A 21,867-nucleotide genomic window follows, 5' to 3' on the forward strand; every position below is an offset into this window, starting at 1 on the left:
CGCGCCGACTTCCTCGGCAACGGCATAGACGTAGGACAAGTCGGCATGGCCGTCGCCGCGGCGGCTGGGTGTTCCCACGGCGATGAAGATCGCGCCGGCATCGCGGATGGCCTCGGGCAATTCGGTGGTGAAGGTCAGCCGCCCCGCCTTGACGTTGCTGGCGACGAGTTCGGCCAGCCCGGGCTCATAGATCGGCATCACGCCTGCATTGAGGCTGTCGATCTTGGCCGGGTTCTTGTCGATGCAGACCACGTCATGACCGAAATCGGCGAAACACGCGCCCGAAACGAGGCCGACATAACCCGAACCGACTATTGCAATTTTCACGAAACTAATCCCTTTAGGGTGTAGGCCAAAGTCAAACGTACATTGACGAGCCTAACAATAATAACGCTGCCTCCATTGCCCAATAACCCAGTCAGCTTTGAGTGAACGGCAATGGCAATCTGATCACGGTCGCTTGGCAACGATTATCATGCTTTTCCAGAAGAATGGTAATCGTCCTGCCCCGTAGAATCCTGTCACTTCAAAACCTGCTCCTTCCAGCAGGCTGGACAATGTCGCACGGCTCCAGAACTTGATGTGACCGCCATGCCAGAGAGCCGTAAGGTGAGAATCCCATTTGCCGAGCAACGCAATGGCAAGGTTCTTGAGGTAGCCGTGATACGGCGTGCTGATGATGAGTAGCCCACCGGGCTTTAGCGCTTCAAAACAGTATTGAATTAGCAAATGCGGCGAATAGAGGTGTTCGACAACTTCGGTCGAACATACAGCGTCGAACGTGCCTGTTGGTGGTGAATCGAAGGTCCCGACTTCGAAACGGACATCCGGAAAGGTCATCCGAGCGATTTCTATGCCGCTTGTAGAGGCATCCAAACCCGTGACTTGGTAGCCTAGAGAAGCGAGATAGCCGGCCAGCGCTCCATTGCCACAGCCAGCGTCGAGGACGGATTTTCCTCCACTCTCCCGCAGTATGTCTCTAACCTTTTCGGATAGATAGTTTGCCGTATGAGGCCGCGCTGATCCCCAGCCATAATCAGGCAGTGCTTCCGACATCTCTTGCTCACCTAGATTGGAATTCTAACCCTGCATCAACGATTAATGGGTCTTTTTCTGCACCAATATTGCGGCGGAGAAGTTCATCGAAATATTCAATCGTCTTGCCGAGGCCTTGACGCAGTTGCGTCTTTGGCTCCCAACCGAGCTTGTCCCGTGCCAACCTGATGTCCGGTTGACGTTGGCGCGGATCATCCTGAGGGAGAGGTCGGTTTTCCAACTTCGAATTCGATCCAGTGAGATCGATGACCGCTTCAGCCAATTCGATCATCGTGAACTCATTGGGGTTGCCGAGATTGACGGGCCCCGGGAAGTCAGGACCTGTATCCATTAGACGCAAGAACCCTTCTACGAGATCGTCAACAAAGCAGAATGAACGCGTCTGGCTGCCATCGCCGTAAATCGTGATAGGTTGCCCTTGCAGGGCTTGCATGATGAAATTGGAGACGACCCGGCCGTCATTTGGGTGCATTCGCGGCCCATAGGTATTGAAGATGCGGGCGACCTTAATGTCCAAACCATGCTGGCGGCGATAGTCGAAGAATAACGTCTCCGCACACCGTTTGCCCTCATCATAGCAGGCACGAGGCCCAATTGTATTGACATTGCCCCAGTAGCTTTCGGGCTGAGGATGGATTGAGGGGTCGCCGTATATCTCGGAAGTTGATGCCTGGAATATCCTTGCCTTCACACGCTTGGCGAGACCGAGCATATTGATGGCACCAGAAACACTCGTCTTGGTCGTCTGGACCGGATCGAATTGATAATGGACAGGGCTCGCCGGGCAGGCAAGGTTATAAATCTGGTCGACTTCTACATAGAGTGGAAAGCAGATGTCGTGACGCATGAATTCGAAGCGTGGGTGATCAGCCAAGTGATCAATATTGCTCTTGTCGCCGGTGAAGAGGTTGTCGACACAGAGCACCTCGTCCCCGCGGTCCAAAAGCCGATCGATCAAATGTGATCCGACAAAGCCGGCGCCGCCGGTGACAAGGATACGTTGCCGACGAAAATTTCTATGCTGCATCCTGGGTCTTTCGTAAGGTTGGGATTCGGGTCTGAATTTTTTGCGACTATCGCACCTACTGCGCTGTCGTTCTTGCGTTTTGTCTAGCGCTTTACCATGGGATCGCCAAGCCGCCTTGTCGGGCCTGCCTGCCAGAGCAGGTTATCGGGCGTGGGTCCGCCTGACCTGCACCCGAAATTCTGGACCGTTCTGAACTGGAAAATTCCAGTTATGATCGGAGGGCTAGGATACGGAGTGTGTAAGAGGTCGAAGTTTTCGGAGGCGCAGATTGCCTTCGTGCTGAAGCAGGCTGATGACGGGACGTCGATCGGCGAAGTGTGTCGCAAGGCTGGGATTAGCGAAGCGACCTTCTACAACTGGCGCAAGAAGTACGCCGGCTTGATGCCGTCGGAGATGAAGCGCCTGCGCCAGCTCAGGAAGAGAACGCGAAGCTCAAGCGTCTGGTTGCCGACCTGTCGCTCGACAAGGCGATGTTGCAGGATGTCGTCTCGCGGAGCCGAAGGCGGCCAAGCGAAGCGCGGCCAACGCTCTGAGGCCTGATCGGCGGCGCCAGCCGGTTGATGATGTTCGCAGCACTTGGCAGGTCAGCATTCGGCGGGCCTGCCAGGTGCTCCGGGCGGAACGATCAAGCTACCACTATCGTGGCAAGGGCACCGATCAGGCCGACCTCAAGCAACGGATCAAGGAGATCGCGGAGACACGGGTTCGGTACGGCTATCGCCGTATCCACGTCCTACTGCGACGCGAAGGCTGGGCTATCAATGGCAAACGAGTTTACCGGCTTTACAAGGAGATGGGCCTTGGCCTGCGCAAGAAGACGCCTAAGCGGCGGGTGAAGGCGAAGCTGAGGGAAGGCCGCTGTGCGGCCTCCCGCGTCAATGATGTATGGGCCATGGACTTTGTCCATGACCAACTCGCAACGGGACCGAAGCTGCGAATCTTGACAGTGGTTGATGCGTTCTCGCGGTTCTCGCCCGCAGTGGTTCCGCGGTTCCGGTTCCGGGCACCTGATGTGGTCGAGGTGCTGGAACGGGTCTGCGCGCAGGTTGGTTATCCAACGTCGATCAGGGCTGACAATGGCAGCGAATTTATCTCCCGCGAGCTCGACCTGTGGGCATACATGAAAGGGGTGACGCTCGACTTCTCGCGGCCTGGCAAACCGACCGACAATGCGTTCATCGAGTCCTTTAACGGGAAGGTCCGGGCTGAATGCCTGAATGCCCACTGGTTCATGAGCCTCGATGACGCGGTCCGAAAATGCGAGGCTTGGCGTAGAGACTACAACGAGGTACGACCGCACAGCGCAATCGGAAACAAACCACCGATATCGCTCATGTTGGCGTCAGCGGCACATGGCCCGCCCTGACATCAGCACGCTGGGAAATCGCCAGCAGGGCGGTCCAGAAACGGGTAGCAGCTCAACAATGGGCCGGGCTCTAATCCCAGCTGGAGGAAAGCTGGGGGTCATGTCACGTTTTATGCCCTTGCCCCTTTTTTTTATTTTCAGCCAATAAAAGCCGAATTATGTAGAAATACCAAGCTTTCAAGAGAGCGTGGTGAAAGCCCGCAGCGCGATCCAAAAAGCCCAGCTTCGCAAAGTAGGCTGCGAGGAAATAGAGGATTGGAAACCACCATTTACCGATATTCCGATACTTGAAGCGCTGCCGATCGGTCATCGTCTGCCACACGCTTGGATCGTTACGGAGCAATTCATAACGCCGGGCTTCCCAAGCAGCGTAATCGCGATGTTTGCTAACGAAATGACCGATGCCTCGGTCATCCCGATGTTCAATCCTGGCGTCGATCCGACCGACTTCTCCTTCGACGATGGGATGTTCGTGGATCTCCATGTCAAGTGAACTCCAGCGATGCTCCTCGATCTTTTCGTACAGAGCCTTGCCGACCCGAAGGAGTGCCATTTTGCGCTGGGGAACACCGTGACGCAGCAGGCGTCCAAGGAAATAATTGTCATATGTCAGCCAATACGCATTCTTGTCGCTTTCCACCAATTCCGCCGCAAGAGCTTCGCAGAATGCATCATCGATGAATTCATCTGCGTCCAGGAAAAGGACCCATTCCTGCTCGGGCGAGTGATTGATCAGAAACCAATTGCGCTTTTTCGGGTACCGACCGTTCCAGCTGAACTGGATGACCCGCACGCAATGCTCGTTTGCGATGTCCACGGTGCCATCCGACGATCCGCTATCGATGACGACGACCTCGGCGAAACGCTTCAACCGAGGCAAGCAATGCCGCAAATTGTCAGCGTCGTTCCTGACGGGAATCGCTACCGTAACGGGAAGATCGGGAATGGTGCACTGCGACATGTAAGCGGCTTTAGTCGGAGACCTTGCCGGTGGCAACGTTGTGAGGGTCCGCCACGAAGGACTCCTTCGTGCCGATTTCGCACGCAGGATTGCCGCCAACTATCTTGCCTGAGGCGACATCCTTCATCGTGACCGCAGCAGCACCGACGATGGCATTGGCCCCGATTTCGACACCCGGCCCTACGAACGCGGCCGCACAGATCCAAGCATCGTCCCCGATCACGAGAGGAGTCTTGACCAATGGCATCGCGGGATCACGCCAATCATGGGTTCCCGCGCAAAGGTGCGCATACTGGGAAACAGTGGCTCTTCTGCCGATCGAGATCTTGCCGAGGGCATAAACGATCGCATGCTCGCCGACAGCAGCATCGTCTCCGATGCTAAGGTTCCAGGGCATGGTGATCCGCACGCTCGGATAGATATGTGCGCGCGCTCCAATCCGCGCACCGAAGATACGAAGCAAAAATCGTCGCCAGCCCCAGAAAATCCGGGGACTGAAATGGAACAGCGGCAAAGCGAGAAGCCAGAGCACACGTCTGAACTGCTCCGACCTGCTCCATTTGCGAGCGGCGCGATTGCTCGCGACGTCAACCACGGGAGCCATCCCGGCGAGCCATCTTCATCACGCTATTTCGGTCCTGAGAAGGAACGGAAGCGGCGTCTCATTCATACCGAGGATATATCGGTACAGGTCGAGCAGATGCGTCGATATCTCCTCCCACGAGAAGTGGGACCGTGCGTATTCCTGTCCTGCGGATCCGATCCTTTGCAGGCTTTCGTAAGAGCCGGCAAGATGGGCTTCGAGCACCTCGCTCATGGCATCCGGTGCCGTGGAAATCTCTATCGAAGCCCCCAGATCAAGCAATTCGGGCAGGTTGCAGGCGCGCGTCATAAAAACCGGAAGCGCATGACCGAGCGCCTCGAGCACTGCGATCGGAAGGCCTTCGGAATGCGAGGCGAGGATGAACGCATCTGCATGGCTCAACGCGCCTCTTTTCGTCTCACCGAACAATGCGCCGGGGAAAACCACGCTATCCGCGAGGCCGAGTGCCTGCGCCTTCGACACGAAGGCTTCAGCATGACCTCCATCGTCCCAGCCAGCCAGAACGAGGCGCCATCTCGCTGCGATGTTGGGGTTTCGCGAAATGGCAAGTTTCCATGCTTCGAGGATCTCGGCAATCCCTTTCTTGGGATGCAGGCGGCCGAGGAAAAGCAGCGTGCGGCGGCCATCCTGACCGATGAAGGGCGGCAGACGCGGCGCCGGCCCGTCGGGAATATCCGTTCCGTTGGGCAGGCAGGCGATCGGCGTGCCGGTCGCATATGCCGAGACGCCGCTTACTTCCGCGCGGGATACATGGATCGCAGAAGCCTTCAACAGGTGATCCCGTTCGAGGAGGGCGCCGGCAGCTCGCTTCTTCCAGCCGGAATTGGCCAGGGCCCACTCTTCAAGCATACCTTGCGCGGAAATGACAAACGGTTGGCCGGTCCGCCTGTGCCAGCGCCTTACCGCGAAAGACGGATATTGCCAAAGACCGTGCTGGTGAACGATATGCGGCTTTGCCGCGGCAAGGCTGCGGCCCATGCCAGGCGCTATCGCAAGCTGCTTCGGGCCAATCGGAGCCGACAGGTGCAGCGGGATGTCTCCCCAACCCTCCCTATCGATCTCGCTGAATTCATCTGCCACTCCATGCACCGAGACCTCGACACCCAGTTTTTCGAGCCCAATCGCATGACGTTGCATTATCGGGAGAATCCCCCCGGCATTGCGGGAAAGACTTGAAGACACGATTGCGAGGCGAATCCTGTCGCCGTCGGCCGGTGGAATTGAACTCTTCATCTCACAGACAATCCGTAGGTTTCCAGGATGCCTTGCGAGCCCGGACCGCTATGGCAAGATCGAGCATCGCAGCAGAGATCCGGCCCGGAATAGCTGGCTTTTCCTGTGCGACAAGGCCTGCGAAAACAAGCGCCCTTCCGAATGTTTCAGGACGGAGGCGATCGACGCTTTGCAAAGCGGCATCGATCAACTCGCCGGGCCGCTCGAATGCTGCAAGCTTCGTCATGGTCTCGGCGATTTCGTGAACGGAATAAGGGTCGAAGGCAAAACCGCTCACCCCTGTTTCTATCAGATATTCAGTAGCACCGCATCGGTTCGATGCCGCCACCGGCAGTCCTGCCGCCATGGCTTCATTGATGACGAGACCCCACTGTTCCGTCGTACTCGCATGAATGAACGCGCCGGCTGTGCCGTAATATTGAGGAAGTGCTTCGACTTGGAGGAATCCGGGCAGGTGCACATAGGGGCCGATGCCAAGCTGGGAGATTTTGCTTTCCACTTCAGCCCCCTGTTCGCCATCGCCCAGAATGACGAGCGGCCAATCCGAAGGGTCCTCGTCACGAGATGCGCGAAATATCGAATAAGCTTCCAGAAGACGTAGCAGATTCTTCTTTGGCACGAACCTGCTGGATGCGAGAAAGTAGCGCCCCCTAGAATTCGCCGGGAGATCGCGCGCCGGTTCAGGTGCGAAACTGGAACTGCTTCGCCATCGCGAAGCGGCTGAGCGAAAGAATTCATTATCGATGACATTGTATCCGCTGAATACAGCCTCTTCTGGCAGCCCCAGACCGATGAGATATGCCATTTGCGAGCGGCTGGTCGCAATCCCCGCAGAAAAATGGGCGACTATTCCTTTCTTCGCCTTTTCGAGGGCAGGATGCCGCACGAAGTCCCATGGATTGGTCTCGGACATGCAGATGGCCGGTATGCCGTTCTTCCGACAGAATTTCAGTGCTACCAGATCGGCAAGAAAAGCCCAGCCGGACAAAGCGACCACGTCCGGTCTGAAAGCCGTCAGCACCTCATCGATACGATGCTCGAGAAAGGAAACATCACGCTCCTCGCCGGCCTTCGAGGTGAGTGCGACAGCTCTCAGCTCCGGCGGCATGTCGGGCCTGTTCCAGTCGTAAGTGCCGCTGTGCGGTGCCGATTCGATCGCCAGAATTTCGGCGAAACGCATCGCCCCTTTCATCCGCGCCACATGATATGGGCCGAATTTCTCGAACATGATCGCCGCTCTCATAAGGCCGCGAACCCCGAGCGAGAATAATGCTTCACCCCCACGATATGGCTTGGAATCTGCCCACAGGCCCTCGAAGCCCGGAGACCGACATACAATCTATCCCTCTCGTGGCGCATTTGCCCTCTCGTAGCGCATTTGAGCGCCTCTGGAGCGAAGTCCACCCTGAATTCGACGTTTCACTGCGCCTCCAGCAAGGGTCTCGACGGACGCAACTTCCTGCGGGAGGGGGGGCGCTCCGCGAACTTGAATGCGACTATGTAAATGCCGACAACGAAGGGAAATGCAGCGATGAGCGATGCAGTGCTGTGCGTGATCACCTTGATCCCCTCTGCGAGAAGAACGAGGTAAAGATATTGCGAGTTAATCGAGTCGCTCCAGGCACGGGCGAAAAGAAACCCGAACCCGACTGAGATCACCCAGAAAATCATGATGCCGAACACGCCGAGGGCGCGATAGCTGTCCGAAAATCCCGTTCGTGTCGATCCGCGGCTCAGCAGCCCTTTTTCCTCCCCGGTTCTCAACCGTTGCTCCAGGGTATTGAATTTAAACCCTTCTTTCGCTTCGCGACCAAAAATGAATGCAGGAAAATATTGACTAACCAAACTGTTCCAGTATTCCGCGCCGAGTTCCCAATCCGATTTCTGGTTCGCATAATAAAAATCAAATTGGGCTTGGCCGACCTCGCTTGCCGCGCCTTGACCCAAGTTGGTATAATGAAAATTATCATAGGTCTCGCGCGATAAGATGACCTCCAAGAAGCTTTCGTTTCCTACAATTATTCTAGATCGAAAATCGTCAGCACTGTTCAAGATCACAGTACCAAGCAAAGCGCCGACGATTACGGCGAGCTTGGGAGGAGCCTTGTGTTTAGCTAGATACCAGGCACCGATCGATAACACCAGCAGGTCGAACAAGTCCTCGCGCCGAACTCCAAAGATGGCCGCCTGCGCAACGGGAATCGCGGCAATCACCGCCAAAGCAAGCGCCGCAGGCTTTCGCGTCCGGGCAAAGACGAGAACAGAAAGGCAAAGCCCTAAACCGCTCGATTTACCAAGAAGATACCACGCTGTGATCACCCCGGTCCATTCCCCCCCCATGGAAGAGGTGTCGATCCCGCGCATTTCGAACTGCGCAAGCATTCCTATAAGGACCATGCCCGCCGCTGCGACCAGCAGGCGCTCGTTGCTGAAGCTGGGAAGGTCGCGAAGCCCCCGCGACGCCAATCTCTTGCGCTCTTTTTTGAAAGCGAACCAGAAACCGAGTGGGATCGCCAGAAAACAGCCTCCGACATAGAGCCAGAACCCCTCGCCCGAATAAAAGTTGGTCCGATTGGAAAGCTCAATCCCTTGCGGGACCACCCACGCGAGCCCTATCAGAGCGGCCAATGTCGGATATGCAAAGATCGTTCGCCCGCGGACGATGCCATGCACGGCAATTCCGCTGAGAATGAGGCAGAGACCGTAGAAGGCGAGCGGAAAATCCGGTTCAATCATGCTTGTTTCGCCAAGAAGACCGGGCCTTGAGAAAAGGCCCCAGTCATGAAGGTGCTGTCAATCGAGCGATGATCATCCTGCGGACTGCTCGTCACTTTGCGGATAGCACCATATCAATGATGTTGGTAAGCGCCTTCGCGCGTTGATCCCAGAAACATTCCGGCGGCGAAGTGTCGGATCTTTGCAGGCCGCGCGCGACAAGTTCCTCAACTTTCGCTTTGAGACCCGACTCGTCGACAATGTGAACGCCCTCATGATTGCACCGATCGACCTGATCGCAGCCGCGGATCGAAATTATCGGCACCCCGGATGCGAGATGATCGTAGAGCCGCATTGGGGAGCAGTGCCAATTCAGTTCGTTACGAGCGTATGGTATGATCGCAAGGTCGAGCGCCTTCGCGTATTCGTGCATTCTCGAATGATCGATTTGTCCCGCCACTACGACTTTCGCGGATCGAAAGACGGGGTATTGTTCGAGCACCGATGCAGAAGCTGGTCCAGCGACTAGGAATGTCCCGACAGTCTCGTTCGATACCACCTCGGCCAATGAGGCGAGGTTCAATCTTTCCGTGAGAGCCCCGAGCACCCCGACCAATGGCCGGGGCCTTCCTGCAAGGATCGGAAGGGGCTCATACCGGTCTTTGGCCGCGAAATGACGCTCCGTAGCGTTCGGACTCACGAAAGTCCGCGCAGGATCGATACCGAACTCGCGGACCGCACGCTCGCGAAGCGTATCTGACACGAACACGGAGAGTTCGGAGCGCTGGTGGATTTGGCGTTCCTTGCCAGCAATGGCCGTCCCGCCCCATCCGACATAGCTTCGGTAATCGTCTGCCGTGTAGGAGACTATCGGTAATTCGCCGAATATCCGCGAAGCCAGTGGTGCGTACGCCGGAGAGGTAAGAAACAGAACCGGCTTTGCATCACAGGCTTCCGCCGCTCTGCGAATGAACCGGTGAAGGAAGCTCTGCCCGATGAATGCAGTGGATGACGCCCACCCGCGAGGAAGAGAAATCGAGACGCGTGTCGGTTTTGAGTCATTTGAACGACGCAATGAGGGGAGCAGGCCACTGGAGACCTCAAAGCTGAAAACCGGCCTGAACTCCGCGAGTGCCGCTGCCAGTCGGGCGTGCCAAATCGTATTGCCGTCAACGAAGAAAATGGGAGCAACCATACCGGGGGCGCTAGCGAGAAAGCAATTCCTGATAGACCTCGGCCATGCCCGAAGTCATTGCGTCCAGAGAGAAATAGCGCGCCACGTCTCCAGCTCCCTCGACAACCATGACCCGCCGCCTTTCGTCATCCGAAAGCAGCCGGGCCGCGAGCTCCGCCATCGCCCGAGGATCTTCGTAAGGCACGAGGACTATCCCGGCGCAGTCACGCGCGATTTCGTCGGAGCCCGCGCCTGTTTCATAGGCGATGACCGGTACCCCTTCTGCGACCGGTTCGATCAGGCGGAGGCCGAAGGGCTCGGCTGGGGCGGTGAAAATCGCAAGATCGAGCTGAGACCAGAAGGTCTTCATGTCGCTCACATGCCCGAGGATTTCCGCTGCACCCGATGCGATGAGGCTGCTCAATTCGTTTTCCAACATGCGCCGTTGTGACCCATCCCCGGCTATCCGGAAGAGAGCATTCGGGTGAGCCTCGTGCATGACAATCGCAAACCGGGCGAACTCTGCGACCCCCTTGTCGGGCGCGAGCCGACTAGCGAAGCCGACGACAGGCGAGGTGGAGACGGGCTTTGCCGCTGGCGGTTTTTCGCAAGCGACGGGAACGCCGTTCCTGACCACGCGATAGCGGGCCGTCGGATAACGCTCTCGCCACACCTGCTCAATCCAGTCGGAAATCGCGACAAGCGTGCCGGCATGCGCAACCATTATGCGCTCGAGTTCTCTGCCAAGCCGGGCCTTAAGGCTCCCTGCTCGAACTGGTTCCCCATGAAGATGCAAGCAAATTTTGGCGCGGATGTTGAACAGTGAAAGAGCGATCCAAGGCGCCGGCATGTGGAGGTGGACGATATCCGGGTCATACGCCTTGATAGCGCCCCGAGCCCTCATGACACGCGCGAGGAGGGAGCCGCTTGAGAGGAACTCTTCTGTTTTTGTTTTTCGGTCGACTGACTTCGCTTCGGCATGCGGCATCTCGCCCGTCCACAATGTCGCCACCCGGTGTGATGCCGCCTGCGCGCGTGCAAGGTTCATTACGATCCGCTGGACACCTCCGAAAGGTGCCCCCGGCGCGATATGCATCACCCGCATGGTCCCAAGCCTCAAAGCGGTTCCGAGGAGCTTCTGAAGATTGCGTTAGCCAACCGAACGCCTTCGCTAGGAGGTTCGCCATGGTTGCCTCCGATCACTTCCAGGGAGTATCCGTTCGAGTCAAAGAAATCTTTAAGATCCTGCACTAAGTTTCCAAAGTTACGAAGGTTTCCAGGGCAGACTTCAATCATTCCTCCACGAACGTTACCTTTTTCAAAAAGAGGCCTCGCGCCCTCGAGTACAAGGATCTCGGCACCTTCGACATCAATTTTCAAAAAGTCGATCTGGCCTATTTCATTATCTCGACAGAATTCTGCAATAGTAATCGACCGCACGGCGCATCCGGCTGAAGGATCGTCGATTATTCGATTGGTAGCTGGATCCCTGCTGTTGCTGAAGCCGAGCATACCATTTCGATCCGATATGATCGCCTCGATGACCGTGACATTGCCGGCGTCATTCATAAGCAGATTTCGCCGAAGCGCATGCGCGGTCTGCGGATTGGGCTCGAATGCAAAGATCCGTGCTTGCGGAACCAAGGTGGAGAACGGGATCGCGAACGCTCCGAAATTCGCCCCTACATCGAAGATGACGCGGGCGCCGGACAGGCACTCGCGCACCAACTCGATCTCGTCGTTCGTCGGGGCATGCCGCCGCGCTCCGAGATAGGAACTGAAATTTGGAAACCCAGAGATCATGCAGTCTAGGATTTCGAGTTCGGCAGGCTTGCCGCGCAGAGCTGCCAATAGCCAGGCGGCATAGTCACGCCAGATATCGGGGCGTGTTGCGATGGAGATCGCATTCTTGGTAAAACTGCTCGACCGCTTCATTGGCTGAATTCTCTCGGCTCTCTTCACAATTCATAGCACCTCGGAGGTCACTTGCGCAGCACCGTCCGGGCGACGGGGTCAGCCCGGTCGATCCCGGGCGACGTCAACGGTGCGACCCGCCTTAGAAGCTTCCATGACGCTCGCGATCTTCTATCGCAGCGATGACTGTTCGTGCGAAGGCGTCCCAGTTTTGATTGCGGGCTCGCAACCGTGCTGCCCGGCTCATGGTCTCGCGCTTCTCGCGGTTTTCGACGATGGATGCTACGGCCTCGGCGAGGCTTTCGGGATCGCGAGCAGGGATGATGTGTCCATCAATGCCCTCGCGGACGACCGAGCCCGCTTCCGGAGTGGTGACCACCGGCAGGCCCGCGCCCAAAGCTTCGCCGGTAACCCCCGCCGATCCCTCCGCAAGCGTCGGAAAAGCGAAGACATCAGCATGCGCGAACTCGCGGGCGAGTTCGGCCTCGCTCAAATGGCCAAGAAACTCCAGGTTCCGGGCGTCAGGGTGTCTAAGGACTTTCTGGGATACCTGCCCTGCGACGCGTATACGGTAACGACTTCCAAGGAGCGTGGCGGCTTGGGCGAGCGTGTGGATGCCTTTCCTCAGGATCGCACTGCCGGCAAACAGTATCCTGCCCGGCTCGGGCGTCGTCTCGAGGGACAGCCATTTGGAGTTCACGCCATAGGGAGCGACCGTCATTCGAGCCGCATCGATCCCGTATGAAAGGAGGTCATCTCGCACGAATGTGGACGGACAGACAAGCAAATCGGCTTGTGAGAGGAGCAACCCGTTTTGCTGGACGCACTCTTCCTTCGAGATGATGAGAGGCACATCGTCAGCCCAATCCTCATGAAGAGCCGCTTCCTCGGCGATAATCCGATCGGCCGAGATCGCTATATACACATCGCCGATGATACCGAGACCGTTTGCCTTAGCCTTCTCGACGAAGGAGCCGCCTTCTCCGAACATCGTATATATATGTGTCGCTCCGCCGACCCCCTTGAGATTCATGCACCGTGCTGCAAGTCGGTTCGATGCCTGATAACCGGCGCGCTCGCCGAACGCTTTCCCGATGATCTGGGAGACGACGAAGGGCAATTCGAAGGTGTTGATCTTGTCGGCGATCTCGGACGGCGGCACCCGCCGCTCGACCTTCCCGGCGACGCGCTTGTTCCATCGTGTCGTCATTTTCAGCGCAGCGCCCAGTCCCTTCGTCGACACGAGGTCCGTGTAGATACTGGCGAGAACCCCGGCCCGATCGAACGCGCACGGGATCTGGTAATTGTGGCGCGCGCCATTCTGAATGACGAGCATGCGGATCGATTTGGATCGAGCGTTCATCATCGAATCGCCGCGAGCAGATCCTTTAGCACCGCGAACCGCGAAATGCCGAAATATTCGGAGCCAAGTGCATAGGATCCGGAGGCCAAAGTCTTATACCACCCTTCGACCCGGTTTATCCTCTCGGAGAACTGATCGTAGATTGGTGCACGATTCAACAGGGCCGTTCCGCGCTTCTTCATCAGAGCTTCGAGTTCAACAAGTCCATTCGAATAACCGAAATCAGATTCGGCGACGATCTGGCGGAGCAACTCGGCCTGCGCGATGAGCAATTTGCCCAGCCGCATCATTCGCTGGCCAGACAATGTGCCTGCCAAGCGATCCCGCAGCGATTGGCTCCCTGCCGCTTCCGTGCGTCCGAACAAATTGCCCCCGTGGATCCGGTACTGCATCAGTGGCTCATTCAAAACGCGCACCGACCCGTTTCCCCAGCAATGCGCAAAGATGATCATGTCATGCCCGACAAAAGGCCCATGGTCTTCTCTGAATCGCGAAAAACGGTCCCACTCCCAGAATTCAGGAAATTGCGCGATCAACCCGGATCGAACGGCGTAGCAGCATCCGAGCGCATACGAGCCGATCACTGTATGGAGATCGGGATCCGAAAGATCCCGGTGCATCGGTGGAACGGGGGCCTGTTCGATTATCCCGCTCTTCTCGTCCAATTTCCGAGCCTGATGAATGATCAGATCGGGCTGCTCGCGACCAAGCAAGTCGTGTATCCTCGCGACCTTGGTCGGTTCCCAGATATCATCCTGATCGCAGAACAAGATATAATCGCCCCTGCAAAGGGAAGCGGCTTTGAAGAAATTCGCAGCGAAATGGAGGTTCTTCGAGTTACGATGAATGCGCAGGTCGACGGGCGAAGGACTCATGTCCTCGATGATCGACAGCGTACGGTCGGTAGAGCCGTCGTCGCAAATGACGATCTCGAGTGGCAGTTCGGTCTGGGCGAATATGCTTTGCAGTTGTTCGCCGATGTAGCGCTCACCATTGAAGGTGCACAAGGCGACCGAGATAATCATCTGGGCGGGCCTGGTCTTTTGAGAAAGGATGGGAGCCGCATTCACTTTCGAATGCCGAGCAAGCAAAAGATATCGTTATCACGACAAACATTTGCCACACGCGGCTCGGCCAAGCCCATATTCCTTACTTCATAGCCCTTTTGTTCGAGCGTCTCGGCAACCTTGTCTGTCGGTGTGCCCAAAAATCCATGGGTCTCCACGATGACGATCTCCGGTTGGATCTGCATCCTGTTGAAGATATCGATTTCTGCCCCTTCGCAGTCGAGTTGGAGAATACGGCAAGGCGGAAGAGCTTCCGGATCCACCACCGTCACGGCTTTCTGCCCTTCATATATGCCTACGTCACGCGCCACGATGGCCTCAACGACTTCCAATTGATCCGCCACTTCGTTCAATTCAGCGGCGCGTCTTGTTCTCTCCGCATTGCGCAGGTTTCCCTCGTAACAGATGACCTTGCCGCTCGCCCCGACCGCTTCGGCGGCCACGCACGCGGTCACGCCCCATCCGCCGCCGACCACTACGACCGTGTCGCCCGGCTGAACGGTCCGGCGCAACATCGTGGCGAGGGCCTCTTCGTACCCTTCGATATCACGCTTGTTGCGAAAGCGCGGGAACAGGAAATCCAGAGCCTTCACTTCGATATCGACAAGTACACCGCCGTATCTTAGGCGCCGCTTGACCGGAAGCCGTCCCCTAATGCCTGCATATACGTTCTCCGCCGGAACGATAGCCGTTCGGTAAACATCGCGTAGAAACCCAATCATACCTACTCCTGGTAAGGGATCTGTTCGAGCAGGGTTGCTCGACGTGCGCCGCGTTATTGATGAGCTGGCGACACTGAATGAGCGACACGCAGAGCCCTGAGTGGCAGTGCTTCCGGTTCGCCGCGGGCTGTATCAGGGAAGGCCGCCATGACCAGACGAATTTTCGACTTTGCATGCTGTGTCATTAAGTTGATTGCGCTGCCTTCGGTAAAGACCGTCACGGCCGCGAGGAACAGGAAAGCTGAAGTCGCCTGCCAAGGGGATAGAATATTCCAGAGCGATAGCCCCCATCGCTGCTTTTGCATGCGCGTGCGAGCAGCACCCCGTAGATCACGAACTGGGCCGCTGTCCCGATGGCTGCACCCAGCATTCCCATGAACGGGACGAGAGCCCCAGTGATTGCGCAATTCACAACCAAGACCATCGCAGTAATCTTCAGAAGGGATTGCTCACCCCGAACAGCCCGTAGGATTGAGGCGGACGGACCGAAAAGACTTTGGATCGCCAGCCCGGCTGCGACCACGCAGAACGACGGGAAGGCGACCGTGAACGCAGGCCCGTAAATGCCAAGATACCAAGGAGCAAGGATCGTCGCCACGATCGCAGCCAAGATGGTGACGAATGCACCGATCATTGCTGTGCGTGCAGCCAACATTTGGAATTCGGCGGTCGCACCGTCGGCGTGCAGCCGGGTGAGCGTCGGCTCCGCAATCAGGGCGCTGGCTCCGAAAAAGAAGTTGATGACCAAGCAGGCGCGGATCGCAGCATAGTAATACCCGACCTCTTCTGGGGCAAGATTGTACGATAGTATTAAGACATCGGCTTGAAACGTCAAGTTAACTAAAACCTGCGTGATGGCGAAGGTCACACTCGCCTTTGCCACGGGCGAATGATGCTCGGACCACCATCTATGCCGCAATGCGCGCAGAGACCGCGAGAGCGGCTCGCCCCTCCAAAAAAGCAGGAGAGATCCTCCGGCGATACCCACCCCGAGAACCTGCGCGCCCAACGGGATAAGCGGGGAAGGCACCAGAGCGGCGCTCAGGACGACAAGGGCGAGGAGGGCGGAGGCGGGGCGCAACACTCCTTCGAAGAAACTCACGAGAACAACGCGTTCGTAGGCCAGAAAGAGGGAGTTCACGAACGCTCCGAGTTGGGCGAAAAGGCAGAACAATATCATAAGCCCGATCTCGGGCTGCGCCATGAAAAACGAGCCGATCGTCGCAACAAGGAGCGCTGCGGTTATCAATAACAACCACTGTGCAATCGGAACCACGTACGAACGATCTCTCGTGCTTCTGCTGGCCGCCATTTCCCTTTGAAACAGGCCGGGCAGGCCGACAGAAGTCGCTACGCTTATCACACCCGCGAGGGAAAAGAGCGTCACATAAGTTCCGAATATCTTCTCGCCCATCAACCGGGCGCATAGAATTGCGAACAGCAGAGTCATACCAGTGGATAGGATCCGCAAAAATGTCGCGTAGATCGTCTGCCTTAGATGCCGGAAATATCCGTCCAGGCTGCTGATTTCCCGTTTCAACCATTCAAGCATAGCGCGATTAGTACCTGATCCGAAATGAGCCAACCATCGTGCCTTTAAGTGCGCCTCTCGAGGAATTTCCGAGCTACCGGGAAAAAGGCGCGGTTTACTGCTGCGGGATAGAGGCTGTTCACAAACAGGTAGTCGCCAAAGCCCCTGAACGAGCAACGGACCCCGTCAAACCCTAGCTCGCGCATTCGGTCGATGACGGCCCTGATTCTCGCAAGGTCGGCCGGGTGCCTCGCATCGAAGGGATGAAACTCGACCGAGATCTGCTTGAAGCGAGCAAATATATCACGGGGCGCCTGAAGAAGTACCTCATACTCTGCACCTTCCACGTCAAGCTTAAGGAGCTGGACTTCTGTCGCATCAAATTCGCCAAGTAGCGATGCCAGTGACCGTGTTTGCACTGGCTTTCCGGTGACCACCTCCGAGCCCTCGCCCTGAATAATTCGGCTAGCTTCCGGATTGTCATCTATCGCGAAAACGGCCTCCCCATCTCCAGCGGCAAGCGCCGCTCTGAGCAGTGTCACGCGAGGGTCAATGTAATCGGGAGAGAGTGCCTCATTGGGTTCGAGAGAAATCACGGAAACGCCGTACTTTTCAGCCATGGCATTGGCAAATTCGCAGAGGTGTGCACCGGCATCGATGACCAGCCCCCCAGGCGTAACGAGGCTGGCCAAGAATGAATGGCCGCGCTCAAGTCGCAAATCCCTTAGTGCTGATAATGATTTGATCATGGCTACTTCCAATCGAGTAGAAGAGGCTCCGCCACCCGAGGCAGGTGCAGGATCCCGGCCTGTTCTTGCCCCCGCGCCCGATGACCCCGACTGGCGTGTGAACGGCGGCGCGGTCGCGCCGACAATATTCCCGCTCCAATCACACCGCTGTACCCTGGCGCTGGCGCTCGCGCTCGTGCCACGCCAGCGCGTCGCCAAGGATCGCATCGAGGCCGGGGCGCCGTGCCTGCCAGCCGAGCACCGCAGCCGCCCGCGACGGGTCGGCGACCAGCTCGGGCGGGTCGCCCACGCGGCGGGACCCGACAGAATGCCGCACCAGTCGGCCAGCGAGGCGAGCCACGGTGTCGATCACCTGGCGCACCGAGTGCCCCTGTCCAGTGCCCAGATTGAGCGCGGTCGTCGCGCCGCCTTTGACAAGGTAAGCGAGCGCCGCGAGGTGCGCCTCGGCGAGGTCGGCGACGTGGATGTAATCCCGAATACAGGTGCCGTCAGGCGTCGCAAAGTCGTCGCCGAACACGGTCAGAGCAAAGTCGCCGCCCCGCTCGGCGGCGCGAATGGCGAGCGGGATGAGGTGCGTCTCTGGCGCGTGCCGCTCGCCGATCGCGCCGCCCGGATCAGCCCCGGCGGCGTTGAAGTAGCGCAGCGCCACCGACTTCAGGCCGTGAGCGCGGTCGAAGTCGGCAAGCATACGCTCGACGATCAGCTTCGACCAGCCGTAGGGATTGACGGGGCTCTGCGGGCAGTCCTCGCCAATCGGCATAAGCTGCGGCTCGCCGTAGGTGGCGCAAGTCGAGGAAAAGACCAGCCGCGGGACGCCTGCCGCGACCATCGCCTCGAGCAGGTTTAGCGTGCCGCAGGCGTTGGTGCGGTAGTAGAGGCCGGGGTCGTCGACCGATTCGCCGACATAGGCGAGCGCGGCGAAGTGGGCGACGGCGTCGGGCTTCACCTCGGCAAACGCGCGCGCTAACGCATCGGCGTCGAGGATGTCGCCCTCGATCAGCGGCCCCCACCGGACGAAGTCGCGCCAGCCGCGCGACAAATTGTCGAAAACGACGACATTCCAGCCGGCCTTCACGAAGGCCTGGCAGCAGTGCGATCCGACATAGCCCGCGCCGCCGGTGACAAGGACCGTTCCTCGACTTGCGCCTGTTGCCGCTCCGGCCGGGGGATCGTGTGGAAAAGTCATGGTCTTTAATGGCTACCGCACCAGCCGAGAATCGCGGTCCAGGGCCAGTGAAGGCCCCTACAAGGGCCTCATGTTGCATCTGCTCAATGCGTTAGGTTGTCGTCGCCCGCAAGCCCGTTCGTAATTGATTTTGCTATTGATTGGCAGGGCAGCGTCCGCTTTGCGGTGTATACTGTCCTCACCGAGCAGGCCTTCCAGCACGATACGGATCTTGTCTTCCGCCGAGAAATGCCGCCGGGTCGCCCGGCGGATATCCTTCACCACCTGCTCCGCAGGCTTTTTGGCGCTTGAGGATTTGGGTCTCATCTTCGTTCCTTCGTCACTACGGCGAGACCCAAATCCTCCTTAATTCACAACCCTAAATCTGGGCAATTGGCGCTGACGGGGAACAATTTACGCAGCCATTAGTGCCAAATGTTCTGAATACGGACACCCTGCCATACCGAGATCAATCACGCTCTGATTCAAGCTCAAGAAAATGCTCAGCCACAAGCAGGGAACCCAGTTCGGTAAGATGGAAGTGTGCACCACGAACATGGCTCATGCGCTGCACCTCGATATATTCGGCGAGCTCCCCAGCGATGTAGCTTGGGCCATTGTCGCTGAGCAGCCGAGGCTTGTGCTGGACGGGGTGTGATCGCAACCTGATGTGGCAAGAGCCATATCGAGCGTGTCGGTGACGTCCTCGACCCGCATCGTGCTGCATAGCTTACAGCTGATAATGTAGCGCGAGAAGTCGTCGAGCACCGTTGACAGGTACATCCAGCCCCAGCCGATGATCTTGAAGTAGGTAAAGTCGGTCTGCCACATCTCGTTGGGGCGCGTGGTCTGAGTGTGGAAGAGATCGGCAGCCTTGATCACAACATGGGCCGGGCTGGTGATCAGGTCGTAGGCCTTCAGCAGGCGGCAAACCGTCGCTTCCGACACGAAATAGCGCTTCTCGTCGGTGAGCCGCACCGCCAGCTCCCGCGGGCTCAGGTCGGACTGCTACAGCGCCAGTTCTATGATCTGATCATGGATCTCGGCCGGAATCCGGTTCCATATAGTCATCGCAGAGTTGCCCGCCGACGGCTGCTTTGGCGAAATCCTGTTACTCTTGGGAGTGGCGGAATTAGGGTGGGAAGCGGACGATCAATCCATGCCGTGCGAAGTAGCTTGGTCCCAAAAGAAACAGGATTGGGACCGTAAGCGCCGCCGAAGATGCTGCACCTGCAAAATGGCTTTCACGGGCCTGACGTTTCTGGTTAGGTCCTTCCACGAAAGGAGGTCCAATGAACCGATTTTTGATCGATCGCGTGACAGGCCGGGACAACAACTTGAATCTTATCCGCATGGTCGCTGCGGTTTGCGTCATGGTCTCCCATACCTTTCCGTTGGCGCTGGGAGTTGGAACGGCAGAACCGCTGGAGCATGCCACAGGCCGATCTCTCGGCACGTTCGCGGTCTGGGTCTTCTTCTACATCTCGGGTTTCCTGGTCTCCCAAAGTTATGACCGACAGCGCTCGGTGTCGCGATGGATCGTTGCGCGGGTGTCGCGCCTGTATCCGGGGCTCTTCGTCGCGCTGGTACTGACCGTCTTGGTGCTGGGCCCATCAGTCACGGCGCTGCCGCTCAACGAGTACCTTCTGTCACCCGCCACTTGGACGTATTTCCCGGGCAACCTTTCTCTCTATTTCTCCCAGCACCGACTGCCTGGCGTCTTCGAGAGCGTCCCTTTTACCATCGTCGTCAACGGCAGCCTCTGGACCCTGTTTTATGAGGTATGCTGTTATGGCGGCGTCTTGATTGTGGGCGTGATTGGCTTCCTGCATCGCCAGCGGTATTTCAACGTGGTGCTCGTCTGCTTCGGCGCACTCTATATCGTTGGCCAGATGGGCTGGATAAAGCCACTGCCATTGATCGGCTCTCGGCTCGAGATCCTGTTGGTTCTGGCATTTCCGTTTTTGCTAGGCATGGCCACTTACGTCTATCGCGACCGTCTGCGCCTCGACTGGCGCGTAGCAGCGGCATTATGGGCTTTAGGGGTTGCCGTCTTTGCCTTTGCGGCTGCCATCGAGGTGCTGCTCGTCGCGTTAAGCTACACGGTGCTCGTCGTCGCTTATTTGCCCCGCGGAAAGATCTTGGCCTACAATCGCCTGGGCGACTATTCATATGGGACTTACATTTACGCCTTTCCCGTACAGCAGCTGGTAGAGTTTGTTGGCCCTACGTCTGATTGGAGATTGAACCTTGCGTTGAGCCTGCCGATCACTCTCGCTTTCGCCGTGCTGTCCTGGAAATTCGTCGAGCAGCCGGGCCTGAAGATTGGCAAGGACGTTTCAGCTTGGCTGGATGCCAGGCGAGACAAAGGACGTCGCGTCAGCGTTTGCTAGATTTGGTTACTGGGGAGAAATGGCAACAGCGCCCGTACCGATGGAGGAACCCGCAGAAGGCTCTGATGAGCTCCGCGATTGGGTTCCTTGGTGGTTAGCTAACAGACAGCCGGTCAGTTTGGTGACTGGTATGTGTGGCGGTACACGGATGAGCTTGACCCGTACGTAGGTCACATAATGCTGACACGAGCCCGTCTGAGGGACGCCGGCCGTCGTGGCAGCACTTTCGGGTTTTGGGTGTCTCAAGGGCAAAGAGCGATTACTATCTTCGGTTTCGAAGCTGAATCGCCCTATTACGCTTGGAGAGCCACTCCCTATGCGATTGACGGTGGGCGGTCAGTGATCGAATGAAGAAGGACCTGGCAATCAGGGCGCTGGACATGGCTGTGCACCTACGCAATCCGCCGCCGGGCTGCCTTTCCACTCAGATCGCGGCAGCCAATATTGCTCCTATGCTTATCAGAAGAAGCTGCAGGCCCAAGGCCTGCATCCATCTATGAGCGGCAAAGGAAATTGTTACGACAATGCCTCAGTCGAGACGTCCTTCAAATCGCTGAAGGCAGAACTGATCTGGCGGCAGAAATGGCCGACACGAAGGCAAGCGGGAGCTGTAATCTTCCAGTACATCAACGGGTTCTACAACACCCGCAGGCGGCGTTCATATCTGGGCGGCATCAGCCCGCTCGCATTCGAAGCCAAGGTGGCATAATGAGATAGGTGACCGGCACAAAATCGTTACAAGTCCACGACTCCGACGTGAAAATTACGCACGTTCAGCATTTTGCTCGGGCGCGTGTTCAGAATTGAACGCTTAATGGAGCAGACCG

At 57.5% G+C, this 21,867-nt stretch carries 18 protein-coding genes and 4 pseudogenes; 3 read left to right on the forward strand and 19 right to left on the reverse strand.

Annotated elements, in window-relative coordinates; translation table 11 throughout:
- The 3 genes from WG900_RS19745 to WG900_RS19755 form a co-directional block, all read right to left on the reverse strand.
- On the reverse strand, nucleotides 1-327 hold a 327-nt coding region (locus tag WG900_RS19745), incomplete at its 3' end, for a 3-hydroxyacyl-CoA dehydrogenase NAD-binding domain-containing protein (RefSeq protein WP_339970042.1).
- Between the two features lie 123 nt (nucleotides 328-450).
- Nucleotides 451-1,056 carry a class I SAM-dependent methyltransferase gene (locus WG900_RS19750; RefSeq protein ID WP_339970044.1) on the reverse strand — a complete coding sequence of 202 codons (606 nt, stop codon included), beginning with the start codon at nucleotides 1,054-1,056 and terminating at the stop codon, nucleotides 451-453.
- A 7-nt stretch (nucleotides 1,057-1,063) separates the two neighbouring features.
- Nucleotides 1,064-2,083, reverse strand: coding sequence for a UDP-glucuronic acid decarboxylase family protein (locus WG900_RS19755; RefSeq protein ID WP_339970046.1), 1,020 nt, complete (start codon nucleotides 2,081-2,083; stop codon nucleotides 1,064-1,066).
- Between the two features lie 210 nt (nucleotides 2,084-2,293).
- Here WG900_RS19755 and WG900_RS19760 point away from each other — a divergent pair.
- A pseudogene (locus WG900_RS19760) lies at nucleotides 2,294-3,449 on the forward strand (IS3 family transposase).
- A 103-nt stretch (nucleotides 3,450-3,552) separates the two neighbouring features.
- Here the strand turns inward: WG900_RS19760 and WG900_RS19765 are convergent.
- From WG900_RS19765 to WG900_RS19840, 16 genes and pseudogenes are all read right to left on the reverse strand, one after another.
- Nucleotides 3,553-4,410 (reverse strand): glycosyltransferase family 2 protein, encoded by an 858-nt coding sequence (locus WG900_RS19765; protein ID WP_339970048.1) that lies wholly within the window; start codon nucleotides 4,408-4,410, stop codon nucleotides 3,553-3,555.
- Between the two features lie 10 nt (nucleotides 4,411-4,420).
- Nucleotides 4,421-5,005 carry an LbetaH domain-containing protein gene (locus WG900_RS19770; protein WP_339970050.1) on the reverse strand — a complete coding sequence of 195 codons (585 nt, stop codon included), beginning with the start codon at nucleotides 5,003-5,005 and terminating at the stop codon, nucleotides 4,421-4,423.
- Between the two features lie 27 nt (nucleotides 5,006-5,032).
- Nucleotides 5,033-6,247: a glycosyltransferase gene (locus tag WG900_RS19775; protein ID WP_339970051.1), complete on the reverse strand. Its 1,215-nt coding sequence runs from the start codon at nucleotides 6,245-6,247 to the stop codon at nucleotides 5,033-5,035.
- A 1-nt stretch (nucleotide 6,248) separates the two neighbouring features.
- On the reverse strand, nucleotides 6,249-7,475 hold the full coding sequence (locus tag WG900_RS19780; RefSeq protein WP_339970053.1) for a glycosyltransferase: 1,227 nt from the start codon (nucleotides 7,473-7,475) through the stop codon (nucleotides 6,249-6,251).
- A gap of 191 nt (nucleotides 7,476-7,666) precedes the next feature.
- Entirely contained in the window at nucleotides 7,667-8,983 is a 1,317-nt protein-coding gene (locus WG900_RS19785) for a hypothetical protein (protein ID WP_339970055.1), read from the reverse strand.
- A 91-nt stretch (nucleotides 8,984-9,074) separates the two neighbouring features.
- Nucleotides 9,075-10,157: a glycosyltransferase family protein gene (locus WG900_RS19790; RefSeq protein WP_339970056.1), complete on the reverse strand. Its 1,083-nt coding sequence runs from the start codon at nucleotides 10,155-10,157 to the stop codon at nucleotides 9,075-9,077.
- A gap of 10 nt (nucleotides 10,158-10,167) precedes the next feature.
- Complete coding sequence (locus WG900_RS19795; protein ID WP_339970058.1) at nucleotides 10,168-11,241, reverse strand: glycosyltransferase family 4 protein; 1,074 nt, start codon at nucleotides 11,239-11,241, stop codon at nucleotides 10,168-10,170.
- 11 nt (nucleotides 11,242-11,252) lie between these two features.
- Nucleotides 11,253-12,071, reverse strand: coding sequence for an FkbM family methyltransferase (locus tag WG900_RS19800; RefSeq protein WP_339970060.1), 819 nt, complete (start codon nucleotides 12,069-12,071; stop codon nucleotides 11,253-11,255).
- A gap of 121 nt (nucleotides 12,072-12,192) precedes the next feature.
- Entirely contained in the window at nucleotides 12,193-13,416 is a 1,224-nt protein-coding gene (locus tag WG900_RS19805; protein WP_339970062.1) for a glycosyltransferase family 4 protein, read from the reverse strand.
- A complete protein-coding gene (locus WG900_RS19810) occupies nucleotides 13,413-14,438 on the reverse strand; it encodes a glycosyltransferase (RefSeq protein ID WP_339970064.1) in 1,026 nt (341 codons plus the stop codon). The genes WG900_RS19805 and WG900_RS19810 overlap by 4 nt, the downstream gene beginning before the upstream one ends.
- A 41-nt stretch (nucleotides 14,439-14,479) precedes the next feature.
- Nucleotides 14,480-15,202 carry a class I SAM-dependent methyltransferase gene (locus tag WG900_RS19815; protein ID WP_339970065.1) on the reverse strand — a complete coding sequence of 241 codons (723 nt, stop codon included), beginning with the start codon at nucleotides 15,200-15,202 and terminating at the stop codon, nucleotides 14,480-14,482.
- Nucleotides 15,203-15,419: 217 nt separating this feature from the next.
- Complete coding sequence (locus WG900_RS19820; RefSeq protein ID WP_339970067.1) at nucleotides 15,420-16,754, reverse strand: oligosaccharide flippase family protein; 1,335 nt, start codon at nucleotides 16,752-16,754, stop codon at nucleotides 15,420-15,422.
- 44 nt (nucleotides 16,755-16,798) lie between these two features.
- The gene (locus WG900_RS19825; protein ID WP_339970069.1) at nucleotides 16,799-17,482 is read right to left on the reverse strand and encodes an FkbM family methyltransferase; all 684 of its coding nucleotides are present in this window, start codon (nucleotides 17,480-17,482) and stop codon (nucleotides 16,799-16,801) included.
- Nucleotides 17,483-17,621: 139 nt separating this feature from the next.
- Nucleotides 17,622-18,668, reverse strand: coding sequence for a UDP-glucose 4-epimerase GalE (galE, locus tag WG900_RS19830; RefSeq protein ID WP_339970071.1), 1,047 nt, complete (start codon nucleotides 18,666-18,668; stop codon nucleotides 17,622-17,624).
- Nucleotides 18,669-18,836: 168 nt separating this feature from the next.
- Nucleotides 18,837-18,974, reverse strand: a pseudogene (locus WG900_RS19835) (IS3 family transposase); the annotation flags it as partial.
- A gap of 187 nt (nucleotides 18,975-19,161) precedes the next feature.
- A pseudogene (locus tag WG900_RS19840) lies at nucleotides 19,162-19,712 on the reverse strand (transposase); the annotation flags it as partial.
- 227 nt (nucleotides 19,713-19,939) lie between these two features.
- Here WG900_RS19840 and WG900_RS19845 point away from each other — a divergent pair.
- Nucleotides 19,940-21,040, forward strand: coding sequence for an acyltransferase family protein (locus tag WG900_RS19845; protein ID WP_339970073.1), 1,101 nt, complete (start codon nucleotides 19,940-19,942; stop codon nucleotides 21,038-21,040).
- Nucleotides 21,041-21,369: 329 nt separating this feature from the next.
- Nucleotides 21,370-21,749 (forward strand): annotated as a pseudogene (locus tag WG900_RS19850) (DDE-type integrase/transposase/recombinase); the annotation flags it as partial.
- Nucleotides 21,750-21,867 lie beyond the last annotated feature (118 nt).

Origin of the sequence: Novosphingobium aquae, assembly GCF_037572715.1 — a bacterium.
Taxonomy (GTDB): domain Bacteria; phylum Pseudomonadota; class Alphaproteobacteria; order Sphingomonadales; family Sphingomonadaceae; genus Novosphingobium; species Novosphingobium aquae.